We start from the raw sequence: 26,739 nt of genomic DNA on the forward strand, positions 1-26,739 counted from the left end.
GAATTTTAGCGATACACGCAGGATCGCTACACGCGAACGTTTTATCCCAAATCCATCCCAAATCAAAAATTATCCCAACCTTCATCCTCCTTAGCTTCTAGATTTTCCATCGTGTCAGTGAGTTCGTAGCGTAGCTCTTGGAGCGATTGGTGACGACTGCGGCGGGAGAGGCGGCGGTACTTTTTGGCTTGGAGACGGGGCTCGTGGTAAACCTGCCCCGCCTCTCCTACCTTGGTTTTCAGGGTGGTATCCCTATCAGAGGTGTCGTGGCGCTGCTGGGATTGGGCCAGACAGTCCTCTAACAGGGCCAGGTAATCGTCATAGCGCTCCCAGTCCTCCCCCACGGTGCAGCCCGGTTCTCCCTGGTGCAAGCAGTCGGCAAACTGACACGGGGCGATCGCAATGCGATCGCAAACTTCCGGGAAATAATAGCCTAGTTCCTCTGGGGCACAGTGGATATCAGGCTGGTTAAAACCAGGCGTATCCGCCAGTAGCCCCCCCGTGGGCAACTCGAATAGCTCCACATGACGGGTGGTATGGCGACCCCGTCCCAATTTTCCAGAAACAGTGCCTGTACGGAGATGAGCAGCAGGGATCAGGCCATTGATCAGACTCGACTTGCCGACCCCCGAGGGACCAGAAATGATAGTGACGCGATCGCGCAGCATGTCTCCCAAGGGAAGCCAGGGATCCTGGGTTTGGACACTAGTGACCACCGCAGAGTAGCCCCACCGCTGGAGACGCTCACCCCAAGACTCCGCCACCGAGGCAGTGACCAAATCCCGTTTATTCAGCACCAAGGCAATCTCAATACCCGTGGTCTCCGCCTGCACTAGAAAACGACTGAGCTGATGGGGATCCAAATCCGGTTCCGCTAGGGAAAAAACCAGCAAAATTTGGTTAGCATTGGCCACAGGTGGACGATCCAGTTGGCTTTGGCGAGGAGCAACCGCTGCGATCGCGCCGCGTCCCCCTTCCCAATCTGGTTCCTCAATACGGACCCAATCCCCCACCATCACCTGCTGGCCAATTTTCTTCAGCCGCGCCCGCCGGGTACAGAGCAGAGTTGTAGAAGGAAACAGATGTTCAGGGGTTAACGCTAGGGTCAGGGCCTGATCTGTCGATAACTGACCAACCGATCGGATTTTCTCCTTGCGAGGGCGCTTAGGACAAACAACTTCTCCCAATCCTTGACAACTGATAAGTGCAGGATTAACTTGCAGAGTTCCTAGACGAACTTGGTAAAAATTGGCCTGTACCGCTAACACCGTACCCCAGAGTCCCGGATTCACCATGGACACGATCCCTAGGATTTGGGTTTGCGGATCTGAAGGGCAAAAAACTCACCACAATCACTCAGTTGCTCAATAGTGTACCCCTCCATAGTGAGGCTATCCGGTACCTGCTCCACCGGTTCCCCCCCATCAAGCCATACTTCCAAGAGACTTCCTGCCACCATCCGATCAAGCTGTAACTTGGTGCGCACAAAATTGATCGGGCAAGGAGTGCCCCGTAAATCAAGCTGGGCATCAGGGCTAGCCTGTGCAGGGTCCGAGGTATCTGCAGAACTAGCAGAAGGATAATTCATCCGCGAAATAGCCCCCCCAGGAACCCTTCAATGCCCCCTCCCTTGCTGACGCGATCGCCCCGCATTTCCGCTAACTTTTCAATCAAATCTCGCTCCTCGGTTTTCAGGCGCGTGGGAATCTGCACCTTCACCGTAATCAGATGATCTCCCCGACTGACAGGATTGCCCAACTTAGGCACCCCTCGGCTTTCCAGCGTTAGCACCGTATCGGGTTGAGTCCCTGGTGGAATTTCCATCTCCACCGGCCCATCCACCGTCTTAACCTCAATCTTGGCTCCCAAAATGGCCTGAAGATAGGTGATTTTCAGATCCGACAGAATATTGATACCATCCCGTCGGAACTCGGCATCCTCCGCCACAAAGAGATAGACATACAAATCCCCGGCTGGACCGCCTCGCTGACCCGCATCTCCCTCATTGGAAACGCGCAGGCGCGTACCATTATCTACCCCCGCTGGAACCGTAATCTTGAGCTTCTTGTTCTCTTGGCGATGACCGCTACCGCCACAGGTTTCGCAGCGCTCCTCCACCACTTCTCCCGAGCCCCCGCAGGTCGGACAGGCCGAGACCTGGGCAAAACTGCCAAAGGGTGTACGGGTGGTGCGGCGCACCTGACCCGAGCCCCCGCAGGTACCACAGGTCTTGGGACGTGTCCCTGGCTTAGCCCCAGAACCGTTACAGGTAGCACAGGTTTCCAAGTGGCTGATTTTGATTTCCTTTTCACCACCAAAGACAGCTTCTTGGAAATCCAGCTTCAGATCAAGCCGTAAATCGTCCCCTCGGCTAGGACCACGCCGCCGGGGACCAGCACCACCAGCAGCGGCACCACCAAACCCACCAAAAAAGCTTTCAAAAATATCGGCAAATCCACCCATGTCGCCGAAGTCTTGGAAGCCTCCAGCACCAGAACCGCCAACCCCAGCTTCACCAAAGCGATCATAGCGGGTGCGAATTTCTGGTTCCGACAAAACCTCGTAGGCCCGATTGATTTCCTTGAAAACCTCTTCGGCACCTTCATCCTTGTTCACGTCTGGATGATATTTACGGGCCTGTCGTCGATAGGCTCGCTTAATTTCATCCGGGCTAGCACTGCGGGCCACCCCTAGCACTTCGTAGTAGTCACGGGCCATAGACGGCTACTTCACAGACGCATCAACATTCCGACACATTAACCTATTTCGTGAGAGAGAACACCGCCCTTGATCGGACGGATTGCCGCCTCCCTTCCCCCAAGTCTTAACTCAAATCAGCCATGGGACTAAGCTTCAGACCTTCCAGAAAAATTCCTAAGACTGAGATCATCCAGAATGACCCTGTTTAGTCAATGGCCTCATAATCAGCGGTAATGGTGGCATCCAAGTCAAACTCCCCGTCATCATCATCATCACTGCCGCCACCATCTGCCATTGGGTCTTGGTCGCCGTTTTCATCCATGATCGTGGTCGGGACATCGACCCCAAAGTCAATGTCATTTTCCCCACCGGACTCCGCCGAAGTTCGGTACAGGGTAGCTCCAATGGCAAAGAGGGCCTGCTGGAGCGCATCTAAAGCCTCCTGCAAGGCTTCAGGGGTGACATTGCGATCGCCCAATGCTGCCCGCAACTCCGCCGCCTTCTCTGCCGCCGTGGCCTTAACCGTGGCATCCATTAGGTCAGCATTGTCCCGCATCGTGGCTTCATAGCTATAGAACAGGTTGTCGGCACGGTTTTTGAGGTCTGCCACCTGCATCCGTCGTTCATCTTCATCGGCGAATATCTCCGCCTCTTGACGCATGCGCTCCACTTCGTCGCCACTGAGACCACCAGTGTTCGTAATCCGGATGCTTTGTTCCCGACCTGTTCCCTTATCGCGGGCAGAAACCTGCAAAATACCATCGGCATCGATTTCAAAGGACACCTCAATCTGGGGCACACCCCGAGGTGCAGGGGGAATTCCTGCCAGTTGAAACTTACCCAGGCTCTTATTGTCCTTGGCCATGGCCCGTTCTCCCTGGAGCACATGCACTTCCACCGAGGTTTGGCCATCCGTCGCCGTGGAAAAGATCTGGGCCTTACTGGTGGGAATTGTCGTATTGCGCTCAATAACCTTTGTAAACACTTCCCCGAGAGTCTCAATTCCTAGGGAAAGGGGCGTGACATCCAACAGGAGCAGATCCTTAACCTCTCCCCCTAAGACACCGGCTTGAATGGATGCCCCAAGGGCTACCGCTTCGTCAGGGTTGACGGAGCGATCGGGAGCCTTGCCGCCAAAAAAGTCGGTAATAGCTTTTTGTACCGCTGGAATCCGGGTAGAGCCTCCCACCAACAGGATGCGATCGATGTCATCGGGAGACAGGCCAGAATCCTTAATCGCCTGCTTGACGGGCTCAAGGGTGCCCTGCACCAGATCTTTGGCTAGTTGGTCAAACTGGGAACGGGTGAGCCCCATTTCCAGATGCTTTGGCCCTGTTTCATCGGCTGTGATAAAGGGCAGGTTGACCGAGGTATTGGACATGCTGGAAAGCTCAATCTTGGCTTTCTCGGCAGCCTCTCGAATCCGTTGCAGGGCCATCCGATCGGCGGATAGATCAATATTTTCCTGCTCCCGGAACTGATCAATCATCCACTGGGCAATGACATTATCGAAATCATCCCCTCCCAAGTGGTTGTTGCCGGCAGTTGCCTTGACTTCAAAGACGCCATCCCCCAATTGGAGGACCGACACGTCGAAGGTGCCACCCCCCAAGTCAAAAACCAACACGGTTTGCTCTTGGTCCTGCTTGTCTAGGCCGTAGGACAGGGCTGCCGCCGTGGGCTCGTTGATGATACGGAGCACCTCTAGGCCCGCAATCGTGCCGGAATCTTTGGTGGCTTGTCGCTGGGCGTCAGTGAAGTAGGCGGGTACAGTAATCACCGCTTGGGTGACCTCTTCCCCCAGATACGCTTCAGCATCCTGCTTAAGTTTCTGCAAAATCATGGCAGAAACTTCTTGGGGAGTGTAGTTCTTACCCCGAATTTGGACATCTACGGTGTTGTCTCGCCCCGATACGCAGACGTAGGGAACGCGGCTGCGCTCTTCGCTGGTATCCTCCCACCGCCGTCCAATAAACCGCTTAATGCTGAAAACCGTGTTTTCAGCATTAGTGACGGCTTGACGCTTTGCCAACTGTCCGACCAGCCGCTCCCCGTTTTTGCCAAACCCCACAATACTGGGGGTGGTTCGTCCCCCCTCAGTGTTGGCAATGACGGCGGGTTGTCCCCCCTCTAAGACGGCAACACAGCTATTGGTCGTTCCGAGATCGATACCGATTACTTTTCCCATGACTCGCGGCTGTGAACGGCTAGCTTGGATAAGAGGCGCTCTCGCCCCTAAACGTTAGCTTAGATCTCTCAAATTTCATCCCCTCCTACGAGGTGGATGGACTTGTGCAACCATAGCTTAGGATCGCAGTCTAAGCGTAAAATTTTCTGCCTAGGCCAGATTTAACGTCTAGCGGGTTAGCGCTTTTCTAGGATCCAGAGGACGCTGGGTCTGAAGTCGCCTCCGGAGCGTCGGTCATTGGATCTGGTGGTGCAGCGACTTTTACCATGGCATGGCGCAGAACCTTCTCTCCTAGAAGATACCCACGGACCAATTCCTCCATAACAGTGCCTTCAGGGTGCTGATCTGTAGCCTCCCGCATCACTGCTTCATGGTAGTTGGGGTCAAATTCCTGGCCTTCTGCCCGCATTGCTGCCACTCCTAGACGCTTTAGACAGTCTACAAGCTGCTTGTAGACCCCTTGGTAGCTCTTGTGGATGGTCATCTCGGCTTCGGTTTGAGGCTTAATCTGCGATCGCGCCCGCTCAAAATTATCGATTACCGGCAGCAATTCACTGATGGTATTGCACTTGAACTGTACCTCCAGCTCTTCCCGCTCACGAGCCGTCCGCCGTCGATAGTTCTCAAAATCGGCAGCAATGCGCATGTATTGGCCACTGCGCTCCTCCAATTGGCCTTGGAGGGCGACCAATTTTTCCTCTAGAGCCGCCACCTCTGGTCCAGGAGGCAACGCTTCCTCCGAGGTCGAACTTAAATCTGGGGAACCCGCCTCTGTGGTGTCTACAACCTCGGTCTCTACAACTTCTTCTGCGGCCTCACCAAAGGCCGCCTCTAGGTCCAGATCCGCCGCTGCATCCTCAGTTTGGAGTTCTTCCAACTCTTCCGGAGCTTCATGGGTCGGCATTGGGGAAGGCTCGGTGGAGTGGGTCTCGTCAATCATTGTGCCTGCAACCTAAGAAATCTAACGATGCACTGCTCAAATCCCATAGCAGACTGGGGATTCAGGAGCGATCCTTGGCTGTCACCATTCTGCTCCCCTAAGAGGAGAAGACCTAGGCTAGCGTCTAGTCGCTCCAGTTCAATCGTCTCTATATTACGTGCCAATCCTCGTAAGTACCAGATTTCCCCAGAAGTCTAGTCCCAACATCCCCAAGGATGAGTGCCATTTTTCAGGGGTTAGGGCTATCATCGGGGCACAGACAATCGGCATTTACTCCCTCAAGTGCCAATGCGGTTTAGGGGTTCTCCCCATTAATCAGCAGTTTAGTTGGGCCAATCCTTTCCGGTGACTGTCGGGATTTGGCTCAGGTTGGGCATATTTTTCTTTAGTACGTTCCTGCATTGGCTATGACGAACTCTTCTTCCCAGCGTCGCGCCCTCGTCCTACAGCGCAGTTTTTCGCCCTTCGGCAACAAACTCATCCAGGCGGGATATGTCGATGGCGAACAGATGCAACAGGCCCTCGCCGAGAGTCGGCGATCAGGGCGGGCTCTGACAGATGTTTTAGAGTCTGTCACGGGTCAGCAACTTTCTCCAGAGCTACTGCGCCAGTACAAAAAGCAACAGCTTTTTGAGCTAAAAATCCTTTACGGCGTCGAGTCCCTAGATCCGGAACTCGATACCATTGCCAATAATCAGATTGCCCAACTCATTGATTCTCTGATTCCCGTAGACACCTGCCGCCGACATCGCCTGGTTCCCCTCTCTCGGGATGATGGCGATCCCCCCTCCCTACTGGTGGCCATGGTGGATCCTGAGAACCTAGAGGCCCAGGACGATCTCAATCGCATTCTCCGGCAACAGGGGCTCAAGCTGAGACGTATGGTGATCACCGTTGAAGACTATCAGCGGTTAATCTCCAGCTATCTTGATGAGCAGGTCGCCAAGGAAAAGCAGCGGGATATGGACGCTGCGGTCAATGTTGAAACTGACCTAGAAGACCTTGACCTTGATGGTGCCGCCCTTGAAGAGGCGATGGAGGAGGAATCTGACCTGAGTGCAGCCCTCCAGGACGCAGGAGCCGCTCCGGTCATTGCCTTAGTGAACAAGATTCTGGTCAAAGCACTTCAGGAGGGATCCTCCGACATTCACGTGGAGCCCCAGGAAGAGTTTCTGCGAATTCGATTTCGCCGAGATGGGGTTCTGCGAGAGGCGTTCCCTAAGTTGCCCAAGAAAATCATTCCCGCTGTAACCGCCCGCTTCAAAATCATTTCTGAACTGGATATTGCCGAGCGCCGACTCCCCCAGGATGGGCGCATCCGTCGAGTCTTCCAAGGCCGTAAGGTGGATTTCCGAGTCAGCACCCTACCAAGTCGATACGGGGAAAAGGTTGTTCTACGGATTTTGGACAACTCCGTTACTCAACTAGGATTGGACAAGCTGATTACTGATGAAGAAACCCTCAAAATTGTCCAAGACATGGCCTCTCGGCCCTATGGTCTGATTCTCGTGACGGGACCAACAGGTTCAGGTAAAACGACAACCCTGTATTCCCTGCTATCGGAGCGTAACGATCCGGGGATCAATATCAGCACGGCAGAAGACCCCATTGAATACGCCCTGCCGGGGATCACCCAGGTACAGGTCATCCGGGAAAAGGGCATGGATTTCGCCTCAATTCTGCGGGCCTTTTTGCGGCAGGATCCCGATGTGATTCTGGTCGGAGAGACCCGAGATCCAGAAACGGCCAAAACTGCTATTGAAGCTGCTCTGACGGGACACCTCGTCCTGACAACGCTCCATACCAATGACGCGGCTGGTGCGATCTCACGTCTTGAGGAAATGGGGATGGAGCCCTTTCAGGTTTCTAGTTCCCTGATTGGCGTGCTGGCCCAGCGCCTTGTCCGGAGGGTCTGTAGTGACTGTCGCGTAGCTTATCACCCCACCCCTGAAGAATTGGCCCGCTTTGGCCTTACCGCCTCTGGGGATGCCGATATGACTATCTACCGGGCCAACACTGTGCCGGTGGATCAAATTGAAGCGACCCGTTCCGCTGGTACTCTTTGTCAAACCTGTCAAGGCAATGGCTATAAAGGCCGGGTGGGGGTGTATGAGGTCATGCGCATGACCGACAACATCCAGACCCTGATCTCGGAGGGAGCCCCCACCGATCGAGTCAAGGAAGGAGCGGTGCAGGATGGGATGCAAACCCTTCTGTCCTATAGCCTCGACCTTGTGCGCCAAGGCCACACCACCCTGGATGAGGTCATGCGGGTGACCTTTACAGATACGGGACTGGAGGCGGAACTCAAGGCTCGCCGCAAGAGTTCTCTGACCTGTGATAACTGTCAGGCCCAGCTTCAACCAGAATGGTTGGACTGTCCCTATTGTCTAACCCCACGGTTCCAAGGTTAGGGTTCGAGAAGGCCCTTGTTGTAGAGGGCGAAGACAGTGGGAAAAATGTTCTCCGGAACTGAAAATCCCATGGACAGCGTGGGGATTCTTAAAGTTTATTGTTGCTTGATGTTGTAGGTGAGGTAACGCCATGGAATTGATGATCGAAGACTTGATGGAAGAGGTGGTGGAGCGGGGTGGGTCCGATTTACACCTCTCTGCGGGTCTCCCTCCCTACATCCGTATCAGTGGCAAACTCACCCCCACTGAGCACGAACCGATGAGCCCTGAAGCCTGTCAGCGGCTGATTTTCAGTATGTTGAACAATACCCAGCGCAAACATCTAGAGCAAACCTGGGAGTTGGACTGCTCCTATGGGGTGAAGGGACTAGCGCGCTTCCGGGTCAATGTGTATAAGGACCGAGGTACCTATGCTGCCTGTCTCCGAGCACTGAGTTCTAAGATTCCGACGATGGATACCTTGGGCCTACCCCCTATCGTTCGAGAACTGGCGGAAAAGCCTCGGGGACTCATTCTCGTGACGGGGCCGACGGGATCTGGAAAGTCCACAACCCTGGCTTCCATGATCAACGAGATCAATATCACTCGACCTGAGCACATTTTGACGGTGGAAGATCCCATCGAGTTTATTTATTCTCCAGACAAGAGCTTGATCCACCAACGGCAGGTGGGTGAAGATACTAAGAGCTTTGCCAATGCGCTGCGGGCGGCCCTCCGGGAAGATCCCGATGTGATTCTCGTGGGGGAAATGCGGGATTTGGAAACTATCTCCCTGGCGATCTCAGCGGCTGAAACGGGTCACCTTGTCTTTGGCACTTTGCACACTAGTTCTGCATCCCAGACTGTTGACCGGATGGTGGATGTGTTTCCACCGGAACAACAGCAGCAGGTCCGGGTCCAGTTGTCTAACTCTCTGGTGGCGGTGCTGAGCCAAACTTTAGTTCCCCGCATGAATCCCAAACCAGGGGAATTTGGACGCATCATGGCTCAGGAAATCATGGTGGTGACTCCGGCTATCTCAAACTTGATTCGAGAGGGAAAGACTGCCCAGATTTACGGCGCGATTCAAACGGGGGGCAAGCTCAGTATGCAAACCCTGGAGAAGGTGTTGGGTGAACTCTATCGGGAAGGAAAAATTTCCTTTGAGTCGGCCATGGCGAAAACCTCTCGTCCCGATGAGTTACAGCGCCTGATTGGAGGCACACCGGGACCGGGAGGAGCCAAGCCAACGGCGGCGGCAGGCGTGCGACGATAGACTAAGAAATGGGCACAAGAGCTGAGATCTCAGCTCTTGTGCCCATTTCTTCATAACTGATGATCTTGATATCCCCATGATCTCAGTATCCAAATCCTGAAATATCGACTGTGAGTGCAAGACAATGCCTACTTACGTAGCGATTGGTAAAGACAGTAGTGGACGCTCTCGCAAGGAGCGAGTCACTGCCGCTAGTCCCAGCGAGGCCCGAAACCTGGTAAAGGAGCGGGGGGTCTATATTCAGGACCTCAAGGAGGAGCGGGGATTTAACATAGATTTCACCGAGATCCAAACCAACTATCTGACCTCGGTCTCGGTCAAGGATAAGGCTATTTTCTCTCGTCAGTTTGCGGCCCTGGTCAATGCTGGCGTCGCCCTAGTTCGGGGGTTGGGGGTGCTGGCGGAGGAATGTCCCAATCCTAAGCTCAAAAAGGCTCTGGAGGGGATCAACTCCGATGTGCAGCAGGGCACCAGTCTGTCGGATTCTATGCGCAAGCATCCTGGCTGCTTCGACAATCTCTATGTCAGCCTAGTGCAGGCGGGAGAAGTCGGCGGGGTTCTGGATGAGGTTCTCAATCGTCTGGCTAAGCTGCTGGAGGATTTGAACCGCTTACAGAACCAGATCAAGTCGGCCATGGCCTATCCGGTGGTGGTGACGATCTTGGCAACCGTCATCTTTGTGGCGATGACGGTGTTCTTGCTGCCTACCTTTGCCGAGATTTTTGAGCAGTTTGATGCGGAACTGCCCCTCTTCACTCAGATCATGCTGCTGATTAGTGCTTTCCTGCGCCAACCCCTGAACTGGGTGTTTATGGTGGCAGCATTCTTTGGTGCAGGGTTTCTCTATCGGCGCTACTACGCTACCCCCTCTGGTCGCCGGACGATGGATCGGTTTTTCCTGAAAATGCCACTCTTTGGCGATCTGGTACAAAAAACGGCGACAGCTCGGTTTTGCCGCACTTTTGGGGCGCTATCGCGATCGGGGGTACCGATCTTGACAGCAATGGAGATTGTGCGGGATACCGCTGGGAATCAGGTTATTTCTGATGCCATTGATGATGCCCGAGCTGAGATTCAAACGGGCGGTATGATCTGTCTTGCCCTCCAAAAGCACCAAGTTTTTCCGGTGATGGCTATTCAGATGATTAGTATTGGGGAAGAAACTGGAGAGCTAGACCAAATGCTGATGAAGGTGGCGGACTTCTACGAAGACGAGGTGGAGCAGGCGGTGAAAGCCCTCACTAGTATCATGGAGCCGCTAATGATCATTGTTCTGGGGGCCATGGTGGGGTCGATTCTGATCTCGATGTACTTGCCTATGTTCAAGATCATGGAGATTGTCCAATAGGGGATCTACACAACAACAAGGTCTCATCCTTACGGGAAATCCCTTGCTTGTTCTGAGCTGAGCCGTATAGCCCTTCGGGCAATAGCCTCCGGCATGGCTACGCTAAGGCTAACGCTAGGGCGGAGCCTGCCCGGAGGGCATAGGGCTTGTCCTGCTCCCCTAGCTGATTCCAAGAAACTTCCCTCTGTGGCCAAGACCGAGATTCCTCCCGCTGCTCGGAATGACAGGCTTACCTCTGTTTCTTCCGGGCATTACCCAACATTTTGGGTTGGGTCAGTTGCTTGGGAAGAGGAACTGAGCCGCTGGGGAGCAATATTCACGCTCCTGTAACCACGGTTCTGAAACTTCCGCGACACGGGCAATCCCAGCTAACAGAAGCTTCTCCAGCAATAATTTATCAAGTGTTGAAATCTTGACTTCCCCGGTTAGCGTAACCGACGAAGCGATGCTCCCTGGATTTACCCTCACCCTCTCCTATGGTGGATATTCAGCCTGATTGTCTGACTTCTCAAGGTTCAGAATTGCGGTGCCTAGAGACGGTGAATCTGTATAAGACCCCTGACTGTGACAGTCTGGTAACCCAGGCGGCGGCGGGGCGACAGTTGCGAGTGCTAGCAGAAGAGTCAAAGACCACAAGGATTATGGGTGGTCTCCTCCCTCAGGGGCGAGACCGGCCTCAGCGGGCCATTCCGGTTTGCCTTTGTGAAGACGACTATCCCGGTTGGCTGGCGATCTCAGATCTGCCCAAGCTAGAAATTGCCCCAGGTCCCTACCAGCCGACGTCAGTGGACGCCGCCACGATTGCCCAGCGTCTGCCCCAGGTGATTGCCTTCGCAGAAGCCGCCATGGCCCAGCCCAATGAATATCTCTGGGGGGGCACCGTGGCCCCCAATTACGACTGTTCCGGCCTGGTCCAAGCCGCCTTTGCCGCTGTGGGCATCCAACTGCCTCGGGACGCCTACCAGCAGCAAGCCTTCGTGGAACCTATTGCGATGGTCTTTGACCGGCCTCTGGCCATCGCAGATTTACAACCCGGCGATCTGATCTTCTTTGGTACCCCTGAGAAAACCACCCATGTCGCCCTGGCCCTGGGGGCAGGGCGCTATATCCATAGTTCTGGCAAAGATCAAGGCCGCAATGGCATCGGCATTGACTCACTTGAGGACTTACGGGATCCCGTAAGTGCGCGCTACTACGCCCAACTGTTGAGCGCTGGGCGGGTCATCCGATCCTATCTGCCCCAGGGTCGACCGAACTAGTATTCCGCTAGGACAATTTTGACGGGTCGAAGCCCCTCAAAATTCAACCCCAACTAAACTCCAGGGTTTCGGTCACCCGTCAGTCATTAATTGACTGAGCACTAGGGCAGGGGGCTGTAGCCGAGAGCGGCTTTGACCTTGGCCAGGGTGGGATTTGCGATCGCGGCAGCCTTGTCCCGACCCTGCTTGAGCACCGACTCCAGATAGGTGCGATCCGCCGTCAGCTCACCAAAGGTGTCTCGAATGGGCCGCAGCGCCTCCACCATCGTCTCCGTCAGTAGAGGTTTGAACTGGCCCCAGCCCATGTCGGCGCAGGTCGTAGCCACAGCCTCCTGGGTCTGTCCCGACAACAGCATGTACAGCGTCAGCAGGTTGTTACACTCGGGCCGATCTGGATCCCCAAAGGCTAGCCCCCGCACCGGATCAGTCTTGCAGCGCTTAATCTTCTTCTGAATCAACTCCGGCGAGTCTAGTAGATCAATACGACTCAGCTCCGAAGGATCGGACTTCGACATTTTCTTGGTGCCGTCCGTCAGACTCATTACCCGTGCCCCCGCCGCCTGGATCAACGGTTCCGGCACCTTCAGCACCGGAGCATCTTCCGAACCGTATTGAAAATTCAGGCGGGTAGCAATATCCCGCGTCAGCTCAATATGCTGCTTTTGGTCCTCCCCCACCGGTACCAAGTCCGGCTCGTAGAGGAGGATATCCGCCGCCTGGAGTACTGGATAGGCGAACAGACCGATGGAGACATTCTCCCCCTGCTTCACCGCCTTTTCCTTGAACTGGATCATGCGTTCTAGCCAGTTCAGCGGCGTAATGCAGTTGAACAACCAGGCCAACTCACTATGGGCCGACAGGTGGGACTGGACAAAGATAGTGGCCTTGTCGGGATCGATGCCACAGGCGATGTAGGTCGCCGCCACATTTTGGGTGTCCTCCGCTAAACGGGTGGGGTCATGAGGAACAGTGATAGCGTGGAGGTCCGCCATAAACAGAAAGCTGTCGTACTCTTCCTGAAGCCGAACCCAGTTGCGAATTGCCCCGAGGTAGTTTCCCAGATGAAGAGCCCCGGTCGGTTGAATGCCAGAAAGAATTCGTCGCTTACCCATGGATTAAGTAATGTATCGGTGTGTATACTCTGTGAAGAATTGTATAAGAACCCCTGAGGAATTTAGAGTTTCATTCTTCTTTTTGCTGTTGTTGAGAGTTAAATAGCCCCATGAAAACTGTTGTTGCCCAATCCCCCATGGATGCCCTGAAGGCAGCCATGCAACTGGCCCAGTCTGTTGAAAACCAGGGCCAAGCGCATGAAGCCTTCCATCAACTCTACGAAGAAACGCGGGCGGATAACCCCGAGTTTGCCACAATGCTGCAAATGTTGTGGCGGGAATATGTCGCTACCCAACGCTCCGCCGCCTTTTGGCAAGAGTTGTGTCAGGTGGAAAAGCATCTCTCTGAGCGCATCACCGAGAGCCACATCCAACTTCGTCAAAACTACCTGCGTCTGATGCAGGAACAATAGGGTTGACGCTTGAAATTCCTAGGCATCGATTTGGGCTGGCAAACCGGAGCCAGCGGCCTCTGTTGCCTTGACCTGACTCCCCAGGGGCTACGCCTTGGGGACTTTTGTTGTGTGTCCCGCCACGATCAGGTGCTGGACTGGATCGAGGCCCACGTGGGCACAGATCAGCCTGCCCTGGTGGCGGTGGATGCCCCCACGTTAATCCCTAATGAAACCGGGATGCGCCTTCCAGATCGCCTCGCCCATCGCTACTTTGGTCGCTATGATGCGGGCTGCTACCCCGCCAATCGGGGCCGTCCCTTCGCCGCTGGGTTAATCCAGTTCAGCCAAGCTCTGGAGGCCCAAGGCTTTCGCCATGCCCCCACTCTGAAGCCCCAGAAACCGGGGCGTTACCAGATCGAGTTATTTCCCCACCCGGCCACCATTCACCTCTTCCGGTTGCCCCGCATCCTCAAGTACAAGAAGGGATCTCTGGCTCAGCGGCGACCTGAGTTGGAAAAGCTGCGTCGGTATCAACTGACTCAGTTGCCTCACTTGGATCCGCCGCTGCCTCTGGAGGAGGGGGATCTGCCCCCAATTCCCACGGGGGGTAAGGCCATGAAGGCGGTGGAGGACCAACTCGACAGTCTCACCTGTGCCTACGCGGGAGCCCATTGGTGGTGGTGGGGTTGCGATCGCAACTGGGTTCTGGGGGATGAGTCTACGGGCTTCATCGTCGTCCCGGCCCCCTTTCCCGATCAAGTGTGTCCGGTAGCCCCCTAGTGCTCTGTCAAGCCTCAATTTGTAGATTGGGTGCAGCGCTAGCGGAACCCAACATAGCCCACCGCTGTTGGGTTTCACTGCGTTTCACCCAACCTACGCCAACTCACAATTTGAAAACTGACAAAGCACTAGGGCGTGGGGATAATGAACGAGGAAATAACATTTTTCGGTCCCCTCTGCCCTGGGGAGAGGGCTAGGGTGAGGGGCCGAGGTATGCCACGATAAAACGGTCAGAAACACAGCATTGATAACTTCTCCTATGACCTATTTTCTGGCGGGTGATATTGGCGGTACCAAAACCATTCTGCGTCTCGTCAATGATGCGGGCGCTAAGTTGACCACGACCTATGAGGCCCAATACGTCAGTGCCAACTTTTCGGATTTAGTGCCTATGGTGCAGCAGTTCATGGCCACGGCGGCGGCGGCTATGGGACAAACGGTGCAGCCTACCCGAGGCTGCTTTGCCATTGCTGGTCCGGTGGTTAACCATACTTCTCAACTCACCAATCTGACCTGGAATCTCAGCCGAGATCGCCTTGCCGCTGCGCTGGATCTAGAGCAAGCCTCCCTAATTAATGACTTTGAAGCCATTGGTTACGGTGTGTTGGGTTTGGAACCCGCCGACCTACAGATGTTGCAACCGGGGCATCGTGATGCCACCGCCCCAATTGCGGTGATTGGGGCAGGGACGGGATTGGGGCAGGGTTACCTGGTACGCCAAGGCGATCGCTATCGGGTGTTTCCCTCCGAGGGGGGCCATGCCGACTTTGCCCCCCGCTCGGAGTTGGAGTTTCAACTGCTGAAGTACCTGCGGGATAAGAACCAGATCACCCGTGTCTCGGTGGAGCGGGTGGTGTCGGGGCAGGGTATCGTCGCGATCTACCAATTTCTTCGCGATCGCGGCATGGCGGCGGAGTCTCCAGAGGTGGCGGCAGACATCACCACCTGGGAGCGACAGGCGGGGTTAGCGGCTAAAACCATCGATCCCGCTGCCGTGATTTCTAAGGCGGCCCAAGATCCGGGGGATCCCCTCTGTCAGCAGGCAATGGATCTGTTTGTCGGAGCCTATGGCGCTGAAGCGGGAAATTTAGCCCTCAAACTGCTGCCCTATGGCGGCCTCTACATCGCCGGAGGCATCGCGGCAAAAAATCTAGAGACGATGACAGCAGGCCCTTTCATGACGGCCTTTGGCGACAAGGGCCGTGTGAGTCGCCTTCTGGAAGATGTGCCCGTGGCCATCGTCCTCAATCCCCAGGTGGGCTTAATCGGGGCTGCCCGCTATGCGGCGGAGTTATAGGGGAAGAGACTTTTCCGAAGCGATGGGGGACTTGAGCGTTACAGTGACTCCCGACTACGACGGTAAAACCAAACCGCGATCGCACCTAGCAAAACCAGCCCCATCACCCCCGCCAAGGGATTCCCGTCAATCCCCGTAGCCCAATTGGGGATCACCCCCGTTGGCTGCACGATATTGGCCACACTGACCTGGTAGTAGGCCCACACCAGCCCGCCATGGAGCCCCGCCGGCAAGGCCAGAGCCCCCGACATTCGCCGGAATCGCCCTCGCCCGAGGGGACTGCGACGCGCCCACACCAGAGTCACTCCCAGTAGCACCAACCCCACAAACTGGGGCCACGTCGCCACAATCACCTCCCAAGGGCGAATGTAATGCACTAGGGCAAACAATAGACTATTCACGCCCAATGCCCCCGAGAGGCCATAGTCGGCCTCCAGTTCCAGCAACAACCAGCCTCGAAACACGAGTTCCTCCGCCAGCCCTACCACCACCGCCGCCAAAGACCCCTCCAGGAGAATGAACCCCATATTGGCAGGCAAAGGCATCGCCCCCCCCCAACCCAGGACAATTTGCAACCCATAGAGCGCTGCCACCCCGACAATGCCAACCGCCATCCCCTGGACCCAGGCCCGCCCCCATTGCTTGCCGCCATAGAGCCCCAATCGTTGCCAGGGATGCTTTAGCCCGTGGACTCGCCGCAGCCAAGGACCGACACCCACTAAAAAGAGACCAAACCAAGTCAGTAAAATGCCGATGCCGAAGGCAGAATTGCCCTCTCGTTGCTCCAGCCAATACAGCGGCAGGGTTACCGGCAAGGACACCAGAATCAGCCCCGCCAAAAACCCCATAATCCTGATCGGCGCAGGGCTGCGACGAAAATACTGTCCGATAACCTTTAGGAATACAAACAAGGGGGGGCTACTCTTCCGGCTCGATGGAACTAGTCAGGCCACAGCTCTGAAGGCCCTCGCAATAGAATTCAGCGTGTTCCAAGGCACAGACAATCACCACCGCCTTACCCGCTGAGTGAGCTTGCATCATGATGTCCACAGCCTGGGGCGTCGTCAGACTGGGAACTACCTTCAGAAGCGACTCCACCACATATTCCATACTGTTGAAATCGTCGTTGTGCAGCAGAACCCGGTATCGAGGTGCGGGCTTACGCACCGTGGCTGTAGACTTCTGCTCAATCGTTTCAACTGCCACACCTTATTCCTCCTAACGCTGGAACCCGACTCCACCCCCAGATTCAACCGGGCTAAAGTGGGAATTGATCTAGAGGCCCCTGGGGCAGATTTCCACCAACATCGGGCCTAGCTCGATCCACCCATCAGTTTAAGGCGTCTAGAATCTCCTTAGCGCCCATAGCAGTCGTCAGTCCGGTTTGGACAAGACTGCGAGCCAATTTGCTATGGCACTGAGCATCAGATCAGATCCTTAGTATTTTCTGAAGCAATTTGGCCCCATATAAACATGACTAGCACCGTTTTTGCATCCCATGGCACGGTTAGACTATCCAAGCCACAACAGGCCATCCCTAATTCCCCATCAAATCGTTTACCTAGAGCAGGACTTCCTGCGACTCTATGGGGAAGTGATTCAGGTGGTGGAAAGTCGCCAGCGTTGTTGGGTCCGCCCCATGGCTTGCGTGGTGATACCTGCCGCCGCAGTCCCCCCCCCGCAAGCCATGGGGTGTCATGTCTATGAGCGGCTATACGATCTGCGGCTAGGTCCCGATGTGATCTGGCCCCTCTCACTGTTTCAACCTGCCCTAGATCAAGATTGGCTGGCACTCTTGCCCTACCTTACTGAGGGGGAAGAATCGTGCAAATTATGCGATCGCACCGAAGCCAACCATCTCCTCAGCCAGATTCTACGGCAGGTGGTCGCCTATCCGGTCCTGGAAGAAGCCTTACCTACCACGGTTACCAAAGGAACACCCCGGCCTTCGCTGTCCACCAAAGATACTGGTGCAAAAATTGAACCCTAGGAGCTGGGTACCAACTGCACCCGACCAGCATCCATTTCCGCCATCAAGAGTTCTAGGGCTTCAAAGTCCGTATCCGGCAGATAACCGAGCCGGGTAAGCTCGGAGTTAATAGCGTTTTCTAGCTCCGGCGTCAATCGTCGAAAATACAGGGCTTTCTCGACTAGTTTACGAATTCCGCTAGGTGCATACATGGAACCAGTCGGCCCTCTGCCGATTGCAAGCTTCAATTCATAGTGTTGCAGCTCCGCTCCCCTAACCCCGTGATCCGTAAATGACCCAGGGGGTGACACCTACCCCTCCCATTTGTGACCTAGATCACTATTTGGAACCCGTGGTGCTTGATACCGTCTGCAAAAATACTTAATCAAATCTTCATGGAATCCTGATTGAATATCAAGATTCAGCGAAGTCGGCCCTCCCTGGGTGTGCACCTCGGAAAATACCGGCTTACTTTCAGGACATGCCACAAAGACCCTGTAGCCAACATTTACGATCGTTTGTCCCCACGAGTTGATTCAGGAGTGATTCAAATACCATGTCAAGCTTTCCCTCGACCCTATTGGTAGTTCAGCCCAGCGGTGTTCTCAATGCTGCCAATGCCCAGGCCCTGCAAGCCCAACTTTCTGAGCGCATTGCTGCCACCGACTCCCAGGGGCTGATGGTGGATATGAGCCAGGTAGAATCCCTCGATAGCGCCGGTCTAGTATCTTTGATTTCCGTTCTGCGTCTCGCTCGCAGCCTAGAGAAGCGATTCTGCCTCTGCTCGGTGCCGCCCTCAATTCGGATTGTGTTGGAGCTGACCCAGCTTGATCAGGTCTTTGAAGTTCTGGAAACAGCTCCCGTCCCACTTGCGGCCTAGGGTTGCGGAGGGGAAGTCAGGCGGGAAGTTCGGATGGGAATTAAGTCGAGGCCGTCGTTCTGATGGCTGGTTTGGGCGGGCAAGAAACCCGCTTTAACTTGGCTGAGTTCGAGGGCTTTTCGCTATATTGGATCCCGTTCATCCCTATGGATTCGTCCCAGGTTGGTCGCGTGGCAGCAGCGGTTGATTCCCTTCTCACCCCAGACATTGCAAAACCAGCTCGATACCTGGGCAATGAGCTGGGGGCGGTCCACAAGCCCTGGCACCAAGCCACGGTGCGGTGGGTGCTTACCTACCCGGAGGTTTATGAGGTAGGGGCTTCCAACCTTGGCCACATCATTCTCTACAGCATTCTGAATGCCCAGCCCCAGCAATTGTGCGATCGCGCCTATCTGCCTGCGCTGGATCTAGCCCAAAAGCTTCAGGCAACAGAGACGCCCCTATTTGCCGTAGAATCCCGCCGCCCAGTCACCGACTTTGATATTCTCGGCTTCAGTCTCTCCTACGAACTGGGGGCCACCAATATTCTGGCCATGCTGGAGCTGTCAGGCATTCCCCTGACTTGGCGCGAACGGTCTACCACTCGCCAGAGCAATGGGGAACCCTGGCCGCTGATTTTTGCCGGGGGGCAAACCGCCACATCCAATCCCGAGCCCTACGCCGACTTTTTTGACTTTGTGGCCCTAGGGGACGGAGAAGAATTGCTGCCGGAAATTGGGCTGGTAGTAGAAGAGGGTAAAACCGCCGCATGGGGCCGAGAAGCGGTCCTCCTGGATCTGGCCCAGGTTCCCGGTGTGTACGTGCCCCAGTTCTACGACATGGCAGCGGATGGGTCCGTGCATCCCAATCGTACCAATGTCCCTGCCCGGATTCTGCGGCGGGTAGCCACCCCCATGCCCCACTATGCCATCGGCCTCGTGCCCTATGTAGAAACGGTCCACGATCGGCTGACGGTCGAAATCCGCCGGGGCTGCACCCGAGGCTGTCGCTTTTGTCAGCCGGGGATGCTCACCCGTCCGGCACGGGATGTGGAACCAGAGCAGGTGATCAACGCCATTGAAACGGGGATGCGGGCCACGGGATATGACGAGTTTTCCCTCCTCTCCCTAAGCTGCTCCGACTATCTAGCCCTGCCCGCCGTAGGGTTAGAAATCAAGAATCGCCTCAAGGACGACAACATTTCCCTGGCTTTGCCCAGCCAGCGGGTGGATCGCTTTGACGAAAATATTGCCAATATCCTGGGCGGCACCCGCCAGACTGGCATCACCTTTGCTCCCGAGGCGGGCACCCAGCGAATGCGGGACATTGTGAACAAGGGGCTGACCAATGAGGAACTGCTGCGAGGGGTGAGAACCGCCTACGAACAGGGTTGGAACCGGGTGAAGCTGTATTTCATGATCGGCCTACCGGGAGAAACGGACGTGGATGTGCTGGGCATTGCGGAGACGGTGCAGTGGCTCCAGCAGGAATGTCGTGACCAAGGGCGCAGACCCCTGGGGGTGAACCTGACAATTTCTAATTTCACCCCGAAACCCCATACGCCATTCCAGTGGCATTCCGTATCCACAACGGAGTTTACGCGTAAGCAAGCCCTGCTGAAGCAGGCATTTCGCCCACTGCGGGGAGTGAAGGTGAACTTCACCGATGTCCGCATCTCCGCCATGGAGGACTTTGTGGGACGGGGAGATCGCCGCCTCTCCGCTGTGGTGCTGCGGGCGTGGCAACTGGGGGCCGGAATGGATGCCTGGTGGGAAAGCATGGATCGGGCCTATGCCGCCTGGACCCAGGCCATTGATGAAGCGGGTTTGTCCTGGAAATACCGTCAGGTAGAGCAGGGGGAATGGCATGTCATGGATACTCCCACAGAGGATCGTAGCGCGATCCTCGATCAGCCCCTGCCCTGGGATCATCTGGATACGGGCATTGACAAAACCTGGCTGAAGGCAGATCTGCAACGAGCCCTAGAGGCAGCCACGGTGCCTGATTGCTCCTTTGAGGGCTGTTCCCACTGCGGGGTGTGCGGTCCTGATCTAGGTCACAATGTCGTCGTGCCGCCCCTGCCCATTCCCGTCTTTGCTGGCCATTTCCAGCCGCCCCAGGAACGGGTACAGCGGCTACGGGTGACGCTTAGCAAAACGGGAAGTCTCGCCCTGATCGGCCATTTGGATGTGGTTCGGTTATTGGATCGGGCGGTGCGGCGGGCAGCTTTGCCTATTGCGTTTACGGGGGGCTATCACCCTGGTCCCCGCATCTCTCCCGCCAATGCCCTACCCCTAGGGGCCACCAGTTCTGGCGAGGTGGTGGATTTTGAACTCACCCAAGCCCTGGAACCGGAGGCGTTTCGCCAGCGTCTAGGGGCACAACTGCCTCCAGAGATGCCCCTAACGGCGGTAGCAGAGGTGCCTCTGACGGCTCCCTCAGCAACCAAGTCTCTGGATCAGGCGGAGTATCTAGTGGCAGTGCAGGTCAATGCTGAGGACGCTCCTAGACCAGCCCAGTGGCAGGCTTGGTGTCAAGGGGTTCTCGCTCAAGCAAACATTCCCTGGGAACACACGACTAAATCTCGCAAGGTGAAGGTGGTGAATTTGCGCGATCGCATATTTGACCTCCACCTCGCCCCTGCCGATCTGTGGGCCTTAGTGCCGAAGGATTGTCACCCAACGCTAGAGGGGCAACGCACGGTGATCTACTACCGGGGCAGTTGCCGCAACGATGGCACCCTCTTACGGCCCGAGCACCTGGTCTACATGCTGGAACAGGTAGCGAAGCAAGGGCTGCACCTGCTCCATACCCACCGCTATCGTTTGTTGCTGAATAGTGCTGAAATAGCGTTCTGCTGAAATGGAATCCTAATGTTGAGCGATGACGATGCCTAGTCCCTCCGATTCTAAAGGTTCTCAACTTCGACAGCACCTCCAGCGGCTGGGCTGGGTTGCTGTGGCCTTGGTGGGCATGAATGGAGGAGTTGCGCTGGCCTCCGAGCAGCCCTGGGTCATCGCACAATCTTCGCCCCCACTGATCCCACCCGAAAAACTCATTTTCCAAACCCTCCTGACCCTGCCTTCGGCTTATGACCCAGGGAACCGTTTCGGGAATGGAAATGGCCTCCCCAGCAGGAACACGACGGACTGGCCCACGGTGGTCGCCAATACGCCCTCCTACACCCACCTCACCCCCCCCAGCCTGTGGTGGAATCGGGACCAACTCATTTCTCGCTGGGGCGGGTATCGCCTAATTGACGACTGGGTAGCCTTCCACCATGATCTGCCGCCTGAAAACCCAAATCTATCGGGGCTACGAGTCATAGACGTACAGGTAGACCGCCAATATTGGGATCGCCTCAACGACACCTCCCGCTTCTACGACGCCCGTCAGTACAGCCTGCTCAACCAGTGGGGCAGCACCGCCAGCAGCTATGGCTATCATCTACGGCTCTATCGGGCTGGACGTATCGTCGGGATCTACGCCTGTAACTTCAGTGCTCGTCCCGAATTTGAAGTTCCCCCCGTTACAGAAATTTCCCTAGACCAGCTCACCGATCTGCCCTGCTTTGCCGAGGTTGGTCCCTTTGTGGTGGTGGAGCCCCCCGCCGAAACCCTATTCGCTCCCCCCTAGCTGTTGCCAGAGGCGTTCATACTGGGCCAGACTGTCGGCAGCCAAGGGCAATAGAAATTCACTGTTGGCCATGATTTCACCCTCCGGTAGCAGTAGTTGGGCAGCAGAAAAATCAGGAGTCAAGTCCCCTATTGTCCCATCCAGCAATTGGGGCGCAAGTCCCTGGGAAAACAGAGTTAGGGGAAGGGCGGTGTTCTCCTGCCACCAATAATCAATCCACGCTTGCTCAGGGGCAGATAGGGGCATCCGGGCACCCTGCTGCGGGGCTGGGTGTACCCAGAGATCCGCCGACAGCAGGGTGCCCGGTTCCGGTACCACCGCCGCCAACTGGCGATAGCCCTCTAGCACGGGGCGAATCTCAGTGGACCAACCCACCGCCACCCAAGCCTCACCACGAATCAGAGGCTCAATGTAGTGAGTGTCGGCAAAGGTGAGGGCGGGTGATGTCCCGGCAGGGTTGGGCTTTGCTCCTGCCATTGCCGCCATCCGTGCGCCCAACTCCGCCACTTGGGTTGGATCAGGATGATTTGCCGACTCTTCCAGAGACTTTAGGATGATCCCCAGCAGTAGGCGAGGATGGCGGGGCAAGATTACCCGTCCTGCTAATTCGGATCGCCATAGGTCCGTCCAAGATTGGGGCTGCCAGCCCAGAGCCTCGAAGGGGGCACGATTATAGAGCATCACTAGAGCCCCCCAGCGGTAGGGAGCAGCCCAGACAGACCCGTTCGCCGCCGGAAAGCCCTGAATATCACGGGTCACAAGGGTATGCCAGCGCTCTGAAAGGGCAGGCCAATGGGGGAGATCTGCCACTCCAAAAGGCTGAATTAATTTCTGCTGAATCGCCCCTGCAAGCCAGTCGTTGCCCAAGCTAACCCAGTTGGGTACCCGTTGGTCAGGGGGCTCTGTCCAGGGCAACCGTATTCGAGGCGAGGGGATCCCGGTTTGCAGTCGTTGTAGCTGTCTGTACAGGTCAGCGAGGTTTCCCTGCACCTCAGACTTGAACCCGAGGGACTGGGACTGGGTGCGTTGAAAGTCCTGTACCAGTTGGGGCGGTAAGGAGTCCTTCAGAATGGAAGCCCTTAGGCGTTGAGTGGGGGTTCTTTGGCAGGCGGCTTGAGCCGCAGCTACAGCTACCATCCCCGTCAGGAGGGTTCGTCGGCGCATGGAGATATCCAACAGGTCTGACCGATGCTATTCTCCCCCACGGTGGCCCGCTCAGGAAAAGGTCGCGATCTCACGCTTTCGGCTCTGTCCAGATTCGGGAGGAATGTCGCTGGAACTGTCTTTCCCCAGACTGAGGGTAAATGTTTGTCTGGGTATCAACTCAAAGTAGGACAAATCTCCTGGGTAGGAGTCAGGAGTTAGGAGCCAGAATCCAGGAGATTACTGGATTCTGGCTCCTAACTCCTAAATTCCTTGGAACTAATATTGTCTCGGCTTACGTTGATGCCCATTTTTCTTTCGAGCTCTCTGGCACCATCTTTACTGAATCAATCCCTAGACTGAAATTCACCCTTTCAGTCTAGGGATTGAGCCTATTTGCCCTATAGGGCTCAGGACTACATCTACAGAAACACTTAAGCTTCTAGATCATGGTCAAGGAAAATGGAGAAATACAGCCTAAATTTTGAAGGCATAAGGGCTTTAATCCCTGCTTTATCATTGCTTTATCCAGAATTGATGGGGCTAAACCAAGGTTGGAGCTTGGGAGTGAAAAAAGGGCCTTTAGCAGCACGTACTGGAATGTGAAGATAGGAGCTACGACTCTTGTCAATAAAGGGATTTGGATGTTTTTGCCGTCAATCTCTAGGCTCGACTTGGAGGCAGAGACAGCGGCAGGGGCAGGGAACTCGCGTTAGCGAAGCGATTTACAGAACTGGCGTGTTTGCATTTTTATAGGTGTGTTTTCTAACTGCCGCTCCCCCAAAAATGAAATGCGCCTGCCCCCTGACCTAGTGCCTGCATCGGAAACAGCCGTGAAATATTTCTGGGACATTGAATCCTGGGGCAAGTACGGAAAGGTTAAATGATTACGTGATCAGGGTCACTTATAAAATTCGGGATCTAGGATGGTGAGAATTCATCCCGGAGATATCGCGTCATATGGAACCCATTAAAGCGCAGGTCACGACATTGACCCAGAAGGTTGACGCACTCCATCAACTGATCGATCAAGTCAACGACCGAGTTTCAGAAATTCTCTCGCGATCGCAGTTGGAGGAGGGCGGTCCCAATGCTGCCATCTACCCCAATGGCAGCGGTCTTTCCGTTTCGGCTCCTTCTGGTTTGGGGGAAATTCATAAAGATGTCCTCGTGGACTCCACCTACGTCAACCCCGGACGCTCTGGGAGTGACCAGGTGCTCTCGCCAGAGGTGCAGATTCAACGGTTGACGGCCCAACTCACGGCAGCCTATAACCGCATCGCCGCCCTAGAGGAGCAATTGCTTGCCAACCGCGTTCACTAATGACCACCTAACGGGACGCCTCAGAGACATCTGAAGCAGGAGATTAAGCGGATGCAAGCTAGGCGGACTGGGGATGAGCCGCAGACTGACACCGCGCTACGAGCCTCTCAATGCAGGTCAGAAGATGGGCCTGTTGCCAGTTTTGGTAGAGGGTAGCTGCGATCGCACAGCCGCCCGCCGCCACACCCTCCTTCACATAGCCCTGCTCATATTTCCGTAATTGGGCATATTGGGAGGTGGCAAAGGAGAGTTGGGTAGCAATCAACGGCACGTCCTCCACTGCTAGGGCAAGGGCGAAGGCATCTCCAGTGGTATCCTCCATCACCCAACGGGTGGTTCCGACCACCACCTGCTCTGGATGCCACGGCATCCGGTGATAGTCAGCAATAGCCCGTGCCAGAACATAGACCGCTAGCATTTGGGTTCCGCCCGCCAGCAAAACGCCTCCATGACGAGTGGCGGCGATGGTCATGGCTGCCACGACCACCTGCATTGGATCTCCTATCGCCGCCACCAAATCTAGGGGATCTGGCGATCCCCCCCTCGATCGCCACTGCTCTAGCCCAGCGGTGGCAATTGCCTGCTTTTGGGCCGAGTTGCCGTTGGGGTGGCTGCTGCTAACTTTTCCCTCAGCGGGGAATCCCAGTCCTAGCAAAATGGCGAGGGCCGTGGTAGTGCCACCAACGACACATTCCCCCAGCAGCACATAGCCTTGCCCCGATTGATTAGCAAGGCGATGACCCCACACCAATCCTTGCCGGAACAACTGTCGTACCAGCAGGGGAGACAGGGCCTGCCCTGTCTCAATTCCCTGGGCGGGGCTACCCCCTAGGTCCACATGGGGCACAGGGGGTGGTACGGGCAGACCTGCATTGAGAATCACGAGAGGAATGCGCTGGGCCAGCAGAATACTGTGACTGATGATGGCGGGGGAAATACCTTCCGTCAGGGGCGGCAAGGGATAGTGGGGCTGGGGCTGAGGACCGTGGTAAAGAAACTCCGCATCCGCGATCGCCGTGATGCGGCGATCCGCTGGAGTGGCTCCTGCCGCTGAAATTCCCGGCACCAATCCCGTTTCCGTAAAGCCCAGTACACAGGCCAGTAGGGGACGATGCCCCCAATAGCGCCGTAGCCACATCCGTCCCTGGGCTTCCTGGGTGTAGACCCTGAGCATAGGCGGCAGCATGGGTCTTAATACTCCTATCCTGAGTTCCTATGAATCTTAGGCTTTGTCGGATGGGCTACGGCCCACCATTTAGCACTGTTTAGAAAAATGTTTTCCAGAAATCACCTTAACTGTCTAGGAGGCGCTGCACCCAGAGAGGTGGCGGCGACATGGCTTCTCCTAAGCGCTCTAGCAACAGCCAAGCGGCTAGGTGCACGGTGAAAAGATACACCACGGAACTCACTAAAATCAGCCCCATCGCCAGAATCTGGACTAAGGTTCCATCCACCTGGCTGAGGACACCCCAACCCAACCACCCCCAGTTCACCAGAATTCCTAATACCCATCGAATCAACTGAGTGACCTGATTGATGGTGTAGATCCAGAGGTCTTCCCCCAGCATGATGGACAGTAGCCAGAGGCGGACAAATACCCCTAGGGCACTCAGCAATGCCCCTAGACCAATGGTGGTGTACCAGCTTGCCCGCCGTCGCCACAGCCACCCCAACTGCACCCCCAGCAGACCATAGGGCATTAAAAACAGAAGACTGCGCGGCGGTCCCATCATCACCGCTAACAACAGGGTGGCCACAAGGGCACTCATCCACGCCGCCCGCGATCCCCAGCGCAGATACACCAAGGCCATGGGCAGGGGGAAAATAATGCGTAGCAGGGGACCGGGGGGAAAGTAGGTGTTGACCAGCCAGATTAGGCTGGCAGCGCTGGCCAAAAAGGCAGTTTCCACCATGGGAAGGGGTCCCAGTGCCGATCGCGGTGAAGGATTTTCCTTCCGGGGGGCCTTCACGGGAGCTTGATAGTCCAAAAACGCTTCCACGTCTGCCATTTCGTCGGCATCCAAGTCCGTACCGTCTGGCCCGGAAGGGTTCCGGGGCGGCAAGTCACTACGGGCACCATGGGGGTCAGCACCGTTGGGAAAAGGGGGATGCATGGGGAGG

24 protein-coding genes are annotated in these 26,739 nt (G+C 55.8%); 12 read left to right on the plus strand and 12 right to left on the minus strand.

Annotated features, from left to right (window positions below; genetic code table 11):
• Positions 1-62: 62 nt before the first annotated feature.
• The 5 genes from rsgA to grpE form a co-directional block, all read right to left on the minus strand.
• Positions 63-1,295 (minus strand): small ribosomal subunit biogenesis GTPase RsgA, encoded by a 1,233-nt coding sequence (rsgA, locus tag LEP6406_RS0221945; protein WP_008313440.1) that lies wholly within the window; start codon positions 1,293-1,295, stop codon positions 63-65.
• An 11-nt stretch (positions 1,296-1,306) separates the two neighbouring features.
• Positions 1,307-1,588, minus strand: coding sequence for a sulfurtransferase TusA family protein (locus tag LEP6406_RS0221950; protein ID WP_008313439.1), 282 nt, complete (start codon positions 1,586-1,588; stop codon positions 1,307-1,309).
• Positions 1,585-2,718 (minus strand): molecular chaperone DnaJ, encoded by a 1,134-nt coding sequence (dnaJ, locus tag LEP6406_RS0221955; RefSeq protein WP_008313437.1) that lies wholly within the window; start codon positions 2,716-2,718, stop codon positions 1,585-1,587. Before dnaJ ends, LEP6406_RS0221950 begins: the two co-directional genes overlap by 4 nt.
• Before the next feature lie 187 nt (positions 2,719-2,905).
• A complete protein-coding gene (gene dnaK / locus LEP6406_RS0221960; RefSeq protein ID WP_008313436.1) occupies positions 2,906-4,888 on the minus strand; it encodes a molecular chaperone DnaK in 1,983 nt (660 codons plus the stop codon).
• 187 nt (positions 4,889-5,075) lie between these two features.
• Positions 5,076-5,828, minus strand: a complete 753-nt coding sequence (grpE, locus tag LEP6406_RS0221965) for a nucleotide exchange factor GrpE (RefSeq protein WP_008313435.1) — start codon at positions 5,826-5,828, stop codon at positions 5,076-5,078.
• Between the two features lie 407 nt (positions 5,829-6,235).
• Between grpE and LEP6406_RS0221975 the strand changes: the two genes are divergently transcribed.
• From LEP6406_RS0221975 to LEP6406_RS0221990, 4 genes are all read left to right on the plus strand, one after another.
• Positions 6,236-8,242 carry a GspE/PulE family protein gene (locus LEP6406_RS0221975; RefSeq protein WP_027269342.1) on the plus strand — a complete coding sequence of 669 codons (2,007 nt, stop codon included), beginning with the start codon at positions 6,236-6,238 and terminating at the stop codon, positions 8,240-8,242.
• A gap of 130 nt (positions 8,243-8,372) precedes the next feature.
• Positions 8,373-9,497, plus strand: coding sequence for a type IV pilus twitching motility protein PilT (locus tag LEP6406_RS0221980; protein ID WP_008313891.1), 1,125 nt, complete (start codon positions 8,373-8,375; stop codon positions 9,495-9,497).
• 124 nt (positions 9,498-9,621) lie between these two features.
• Positions 9,622-10,845: a type II secretion system F family protein gene (locus LEP6406_RS0221985; RefSeq protein ID WP_008313889.1), complete on the plus strand. Its 1,224-nt coding sequence runs from the start codon at positions 9,622-9,624 to the stop codon at positions 10,843-10,845.
• A 476-nt stretch (positions 10,846-11,321) separates the two neighbouring features.
• Positions 11,322-12,104: a C40 family peptidase gene (locus LEP6406_RS0221990; RefSeq protein WP_008313888.1), complete on the plus strand. Its 783-nt coding sequence runs from the start codon at positions 11,322-11,324 to the stop codon at positions 12,102-12,104.
• A 101-nt stretch (positions 12,105-12,205) separates the two neighbouring features.
• Here LEP6406_RS0221990 and trpS read toward each other — a convergent pair whose 3' ends face one another.
• Positions 12,206-13,216 (minus strand): tryptophan--tRNA ligase, encoded by a 1,011-nt coding sequence (trpS, locus tag LEP6406_RS0221995; RefSeq protein ID WP_008313886.1) that lies wholly within the window; start codon positions 13,214-13,216, stop codon positions 12,206-12,208.
• Between the two features lie 110 nt (positions 13,217-13,326).
• On the opposite strand from trpS, the gene LEP6406_RS0222000 reads away from it, so the two are divergent.
• From LEP6406_RS0222000 to LEP6406_RS0222010, 3 genes are all read left to right on the plus strand, one after another.
• Positions 13,327-13,629 (plus strand): hypothetical protein, encoded by a 303-nt coding sequence (locus tag LEP6406_RS0222000; protein WP_008313884.1) that lies wholly within the window; start codon positions 13,327-13,329, stop codon positions 13,627-13,629.
• Between the two features lie 9 nt (positions 13,630-13,638).
• Complete coding sequence (locus LEP6406_RS0222005; RefSeq protein ID WP_008313883.1) at positions 13,639-14,391, plus strand: DUF429 domain-containing protein; 753 nt, start codon at positions 13,639-13,641, stop codon at positions 14,389-14,391.
• A 259-nt stretch (positions 14,392-14,650) separates the two neighbouring features.
• Entirely contained in the window at positions 14,651-15,688 is a 1,038-nt protein-coding gene (locus LEP6406_RS0222010; RefSeq protein ID WP_008313880.1) for a glucokinase, read from the plus strand.
• Positions 15,689-15,726: 38 nt separating this feature from the next.
• Here LEP6406_RS0222010 and LEP6406_RS0222015 read toward each other — a convergent pair whose 3' ends face one another.
• Positions 15,727-16,536, minus strand: a complete 810-nt coding sequence (locus LEP6406_RS0222015; protein ID WP_051463820.1) for a CPBP family intramembrane glutamic endopeptidase — start codon at positions 16,534-16,536, stop codon at positions 15,727-15,729.
• A 70-nt stretch (positions 16,537-16,606) separates the two neighbouring features.
• Positions 16,607-16,894, minus strand: coding sequence for an ATP-dependent Clp protease adapter ClpS (gene clpS, locus LEP6406_RS0222020; protein ID WP_008313876.1), 288 nt, complete (start codon positions 16,892-16,894; stop codon positions 16,607-16,609).
• A 292-nt stretch (positions 16,895-17,186) separates the two neighbouring features.
• On the opposite strand from clpS, the gene LEP6406_RS30635 reads away from it, so the two are divergent.
• Entirely contained in the window at positions 17,187-17,678 is a 492-nt protein-coding gene (locus tag LEP6406_RS30635) for a hypothetical protein (protein WP_051463821.1), read from the plus strand.
• Here LEP6406_RS30635 and LEP6406_RS0222030 read toward each other — a convergent pair.
• On the minus strand, positions 17,675-17,869 hold the full coding sequence (locus tag LEP6406_RS0222030; RefSeq protein ID WP_008313872.1) for a hypothetical protein: 195 nt from the start codon (positions 17,867-17,869) through the stop codon (positions 17,675-17,677). The genes LEP6406_RS30635 and LEP6406_RS0222030 overlap by 4 nt on opposite strands.
• 344 nt (positions 17,870-18,213) lie before the next feature.
• Here LEP6406_RS0222030 and LEP6406_RS0222035 point away from each other — a divergent pair, with 344 nt between their 5' ends.
• The 3 genes from LEP6406_RS0222035 (at position 18,214) to LEP6406_RS0222045 (ending at position 22,152) form a co-directional block, all read left to right on the plus strand.
• Positions 18,214-18,537 carry an STAS domain-containing protein gene (locus LEP6406_RS0222035; protein WP_008313870.1) on the plus strand — a complete coding sequence of 108 codons (324 nt, stop codon included), beginning with the start codon at positions 18,214-18,216 and terminating at the stop codon, positions 18,535-18,537.
• 146 nt (positions 18,538-18,683) lie between these two features.
• A complete protein-coding gene (locus tag LEP6406_RS0222040) occupies positions 18,684-21,377 on the plus strand; it encodes a TIGR03960 family B12-binding radical SAM protein (RefSeq protein WP_202807546.1) in 2,694 nt (897 codons plus the stop codon).
• Positions 21,378-21,399: 22 nt separating this feature from the next.
• Positions 21,400-22,152, plus strand: coding sequence for a hypothetical protein (locus LEP6406_RS0222045; RefSeq protein WP_027269346.1), 753 nt, complete (start codon positions 21,400-21,402; stop codon positions 22,150-22,152).
• Here the strand turns inward: LEP6406_RS0222045 and LEP6406_RS0222050 are convergent.
• Positions 22,135-23,316: an extracellular solute-binding protein gene (locus LEP6406_RS0222050; protein WP_008313866.1), complete on the minus strand. Its 1,182-nt coding sequence runs from the start codon at positions 23,314-23,316 to the stop codon at positions 22,135-22,137. The two genes, LEP6406_RS0222045 and LEP6406_RS0222050, sit on opposite strands and share 18 nt — an antisense overlap.
• A 939-nt stretch (positions 23,317-24,255) precedes the next feature.
• Between LEP6406_RS0222050 and LEP6406_RS0222055 the strand changes: the two genes are divergently transcribed.
• Positions 24,256-24,618 (plus strand): hypothetical protein, encoded by a 363-nt coding sequence (locus LEP6406_RS0222055; RefSeq protein ID WP_008313865.1) that lies wholly within the window; start codon positions 24,256-24,258, stop codon positions 24,616-24,618.
• A gap of 58 nt (positions 24,619-24,676) precedes the next feature.
• Here the strand turns inward: LEP6406_RS0222055 and cobT are convergent, their stop codons facing one another.
• Positions 24,677-25,804 carry a nicotinate mononucleotide-dependent phosphoribosyltransferase CobT gene (gene cobT, locus LEP6406_RS0222060; RefSeq protein WP_008313864.1) on the minus strand — a complete coding sequence of 376 codons (1,128 nt, stop codon included), beginning with the start codon at positions 25,802-25,804 and terminating at the stop codon, positions 24,677-24,679.
• A 106-nt stretch (positions 25,805-25,910) separates the two neighbouring features.
• Positions 25,911-26,732 (minus strand): DUF2232 domain-containing protein, encoded by an 822-nt coding sequence (locus LEP6406_RS29260; protein ID WP_008313863.1) that lies wholly within the window; start codon positions 26,730-26,732, stop codon positions 25,911-25,913.
• Positions 26,733-26,739: the final 7 nt, after the last annotated feature.

It is taken from the genome of Leptolyngbya sp. PCC 6406 (assembly GCF_000332095.2).
Classification (GTDB): domain Bacteria; phylum Cyanobacteriota; class Cyanobacteriia; order Phormidesmidales; family Phormidesmidaceae; genus PCC-6406.

Coding starts and splice junctions, on each gene's coding strand:
- trpS (WP_008313886.1), bottom strand. CDS start 13,216: ATGGGTAAGCGACGAATTCTTTCTGGCATTCAACCGACCGGGGCTCTT.
- cobT (WP_008313864.1), bottom strand. CDS start 25,804: ATGCTGCCGCCTATGCTCAGGGTCTACACCCAGGAAGCCCAGGGACGG.
- LEP6406_RS0222035 (WP_008313870.1), top strand. CDS start 18,214: ATGTCAAGCTTTCCCTCGACCCTATTGGTAGTTCAGCCCAGCGGTGTT.
- LEP6406_RS0222015 (WP_051463820.1), bottom strand. CDS start 16,536: ATGGGGTTTTTGGCGGGGCTGATTCTGGTGTCCTTGCCGGTAACCCTG.
- LEP6406_RS0222055 (WP_008313865.1), top strand. CDS start 24,256: ATGGAACCCATTAAAGCGCAGGTCACGACATTGACCCAGAAGGTTGAC.
- dnaJ (WP_008313437.1), bottom strand. CDS start 2,718: ATGGCCCGTGACTACTACGAAGTGCTAGGGGTGGCCCGCAGTGCTAGC.
- LEP6406_RS0222030 (WP_008313872.1), bottom strand. CDS start 17,869: ATGTATGCACCTAGCGGAATTCGTAAACTAGTCGAGAAAGCCCTGTAT.
- rsgA (WP_008313440.1), bottom strand. CDS start 1,295: ATGGTGAATCCGGGACTCTGGGGTACGGTGTTAGCGGTACAGGCCAAT.
- LEP6406_RS0221985 (WP_008313889.1), top strand. CDS start 9,622: ATGCCTACTTACGTAGCGATTGGTAAAGACAGTAGTGGACGCTCTCGC.
- LEP6406_RS0222040 (WP_202807546.1), top strand. CDS start 18,684: ATGGATTCGTCCCAGGTTGGTCGCGTGGCAGCAGCGGTTGATTCCCTT.
- LEP6406_RS0221975 (WP_027269342.1), top strand. CDS start 6,236: ATGACGAACTCTTCTTCCCAGCGTCGCGCCCTCGTCCTACAGCGCAGT.
- LEP6406_RS0222010 (WP_008313880.1), top strand. CDS start 14,651: ATGACCTATTTTCTGGCGGGTGATATTGGCGGTACCAAAACCATTCTG.
- LEP6406_RS0222050 (WP_008313866.1), bottom strand. CDS start 23,316: ATGCGCCGACGAACCCTCCTGACGGGGATGGTAGCTGTAGCTGCGGCT.
- LEP6406_RS30635 (WP_051463821.1), top strand. CDS start 17,187: ATGGCACGGTTAGACTATCCAAGCCACAACAGGCCATCCCTAATTCCC.
- grpE (WP_008313435.1), bottom strand. CDS start 5,828: ATGATTGACGAGACCCACTCCACCGAGCCTTCCCCAATGCCGACCCAT.
- LEP6406_RS0221980 (WP_008313891.1), top strand. CDS start 8,373: ATGGAATTGATGATCGAAGACTTGATGGAAGAGGTGGTGGAGCGGGGT.
- dnaK (WP_008313436.1), bottom strand. CDS start 4,888: ATGGGAAAAGTAATCGGTATCGATCTCGGAACGACCAATAGCTGTGTT.
- LEP6406_RS0222000 (WP_008313884.1), top strand. CDS start 13,327: ATGAAAACTGTTGTTGCCCAATCCCCCATGGATGCCCTGAAGGCAGCC.
- LEP6406_RS0222045 (WP_027269346.1), top strand. CDS start 21,400: ATGACGATGCCTAGTCCCTCCGATTCTAAAGGTTCTCAACTTCGACAG.
- LEP6406_RS0221950 (WP_008313439.1), bottom strand. CDS start 1,588: ATGAATTATCCTTCTGCTAGTTCTGCAGATACCTCGGACCCTGCACAG.
- LEP6406_RS0221990 (WP_008313888.1), top strand. CDS start 11,322: ATGGTGGATATTCAGCCTGATTGTCTGACTTCTCAAGGTTCAGAATTG.
- LEP6406_RS29260 (WP_008313863.1), bottom strand. CDS start 26,732: ATGCATCCCCCTTTTCCCAACGGTGCTGACCCCCATGGTGCCCGTAGT.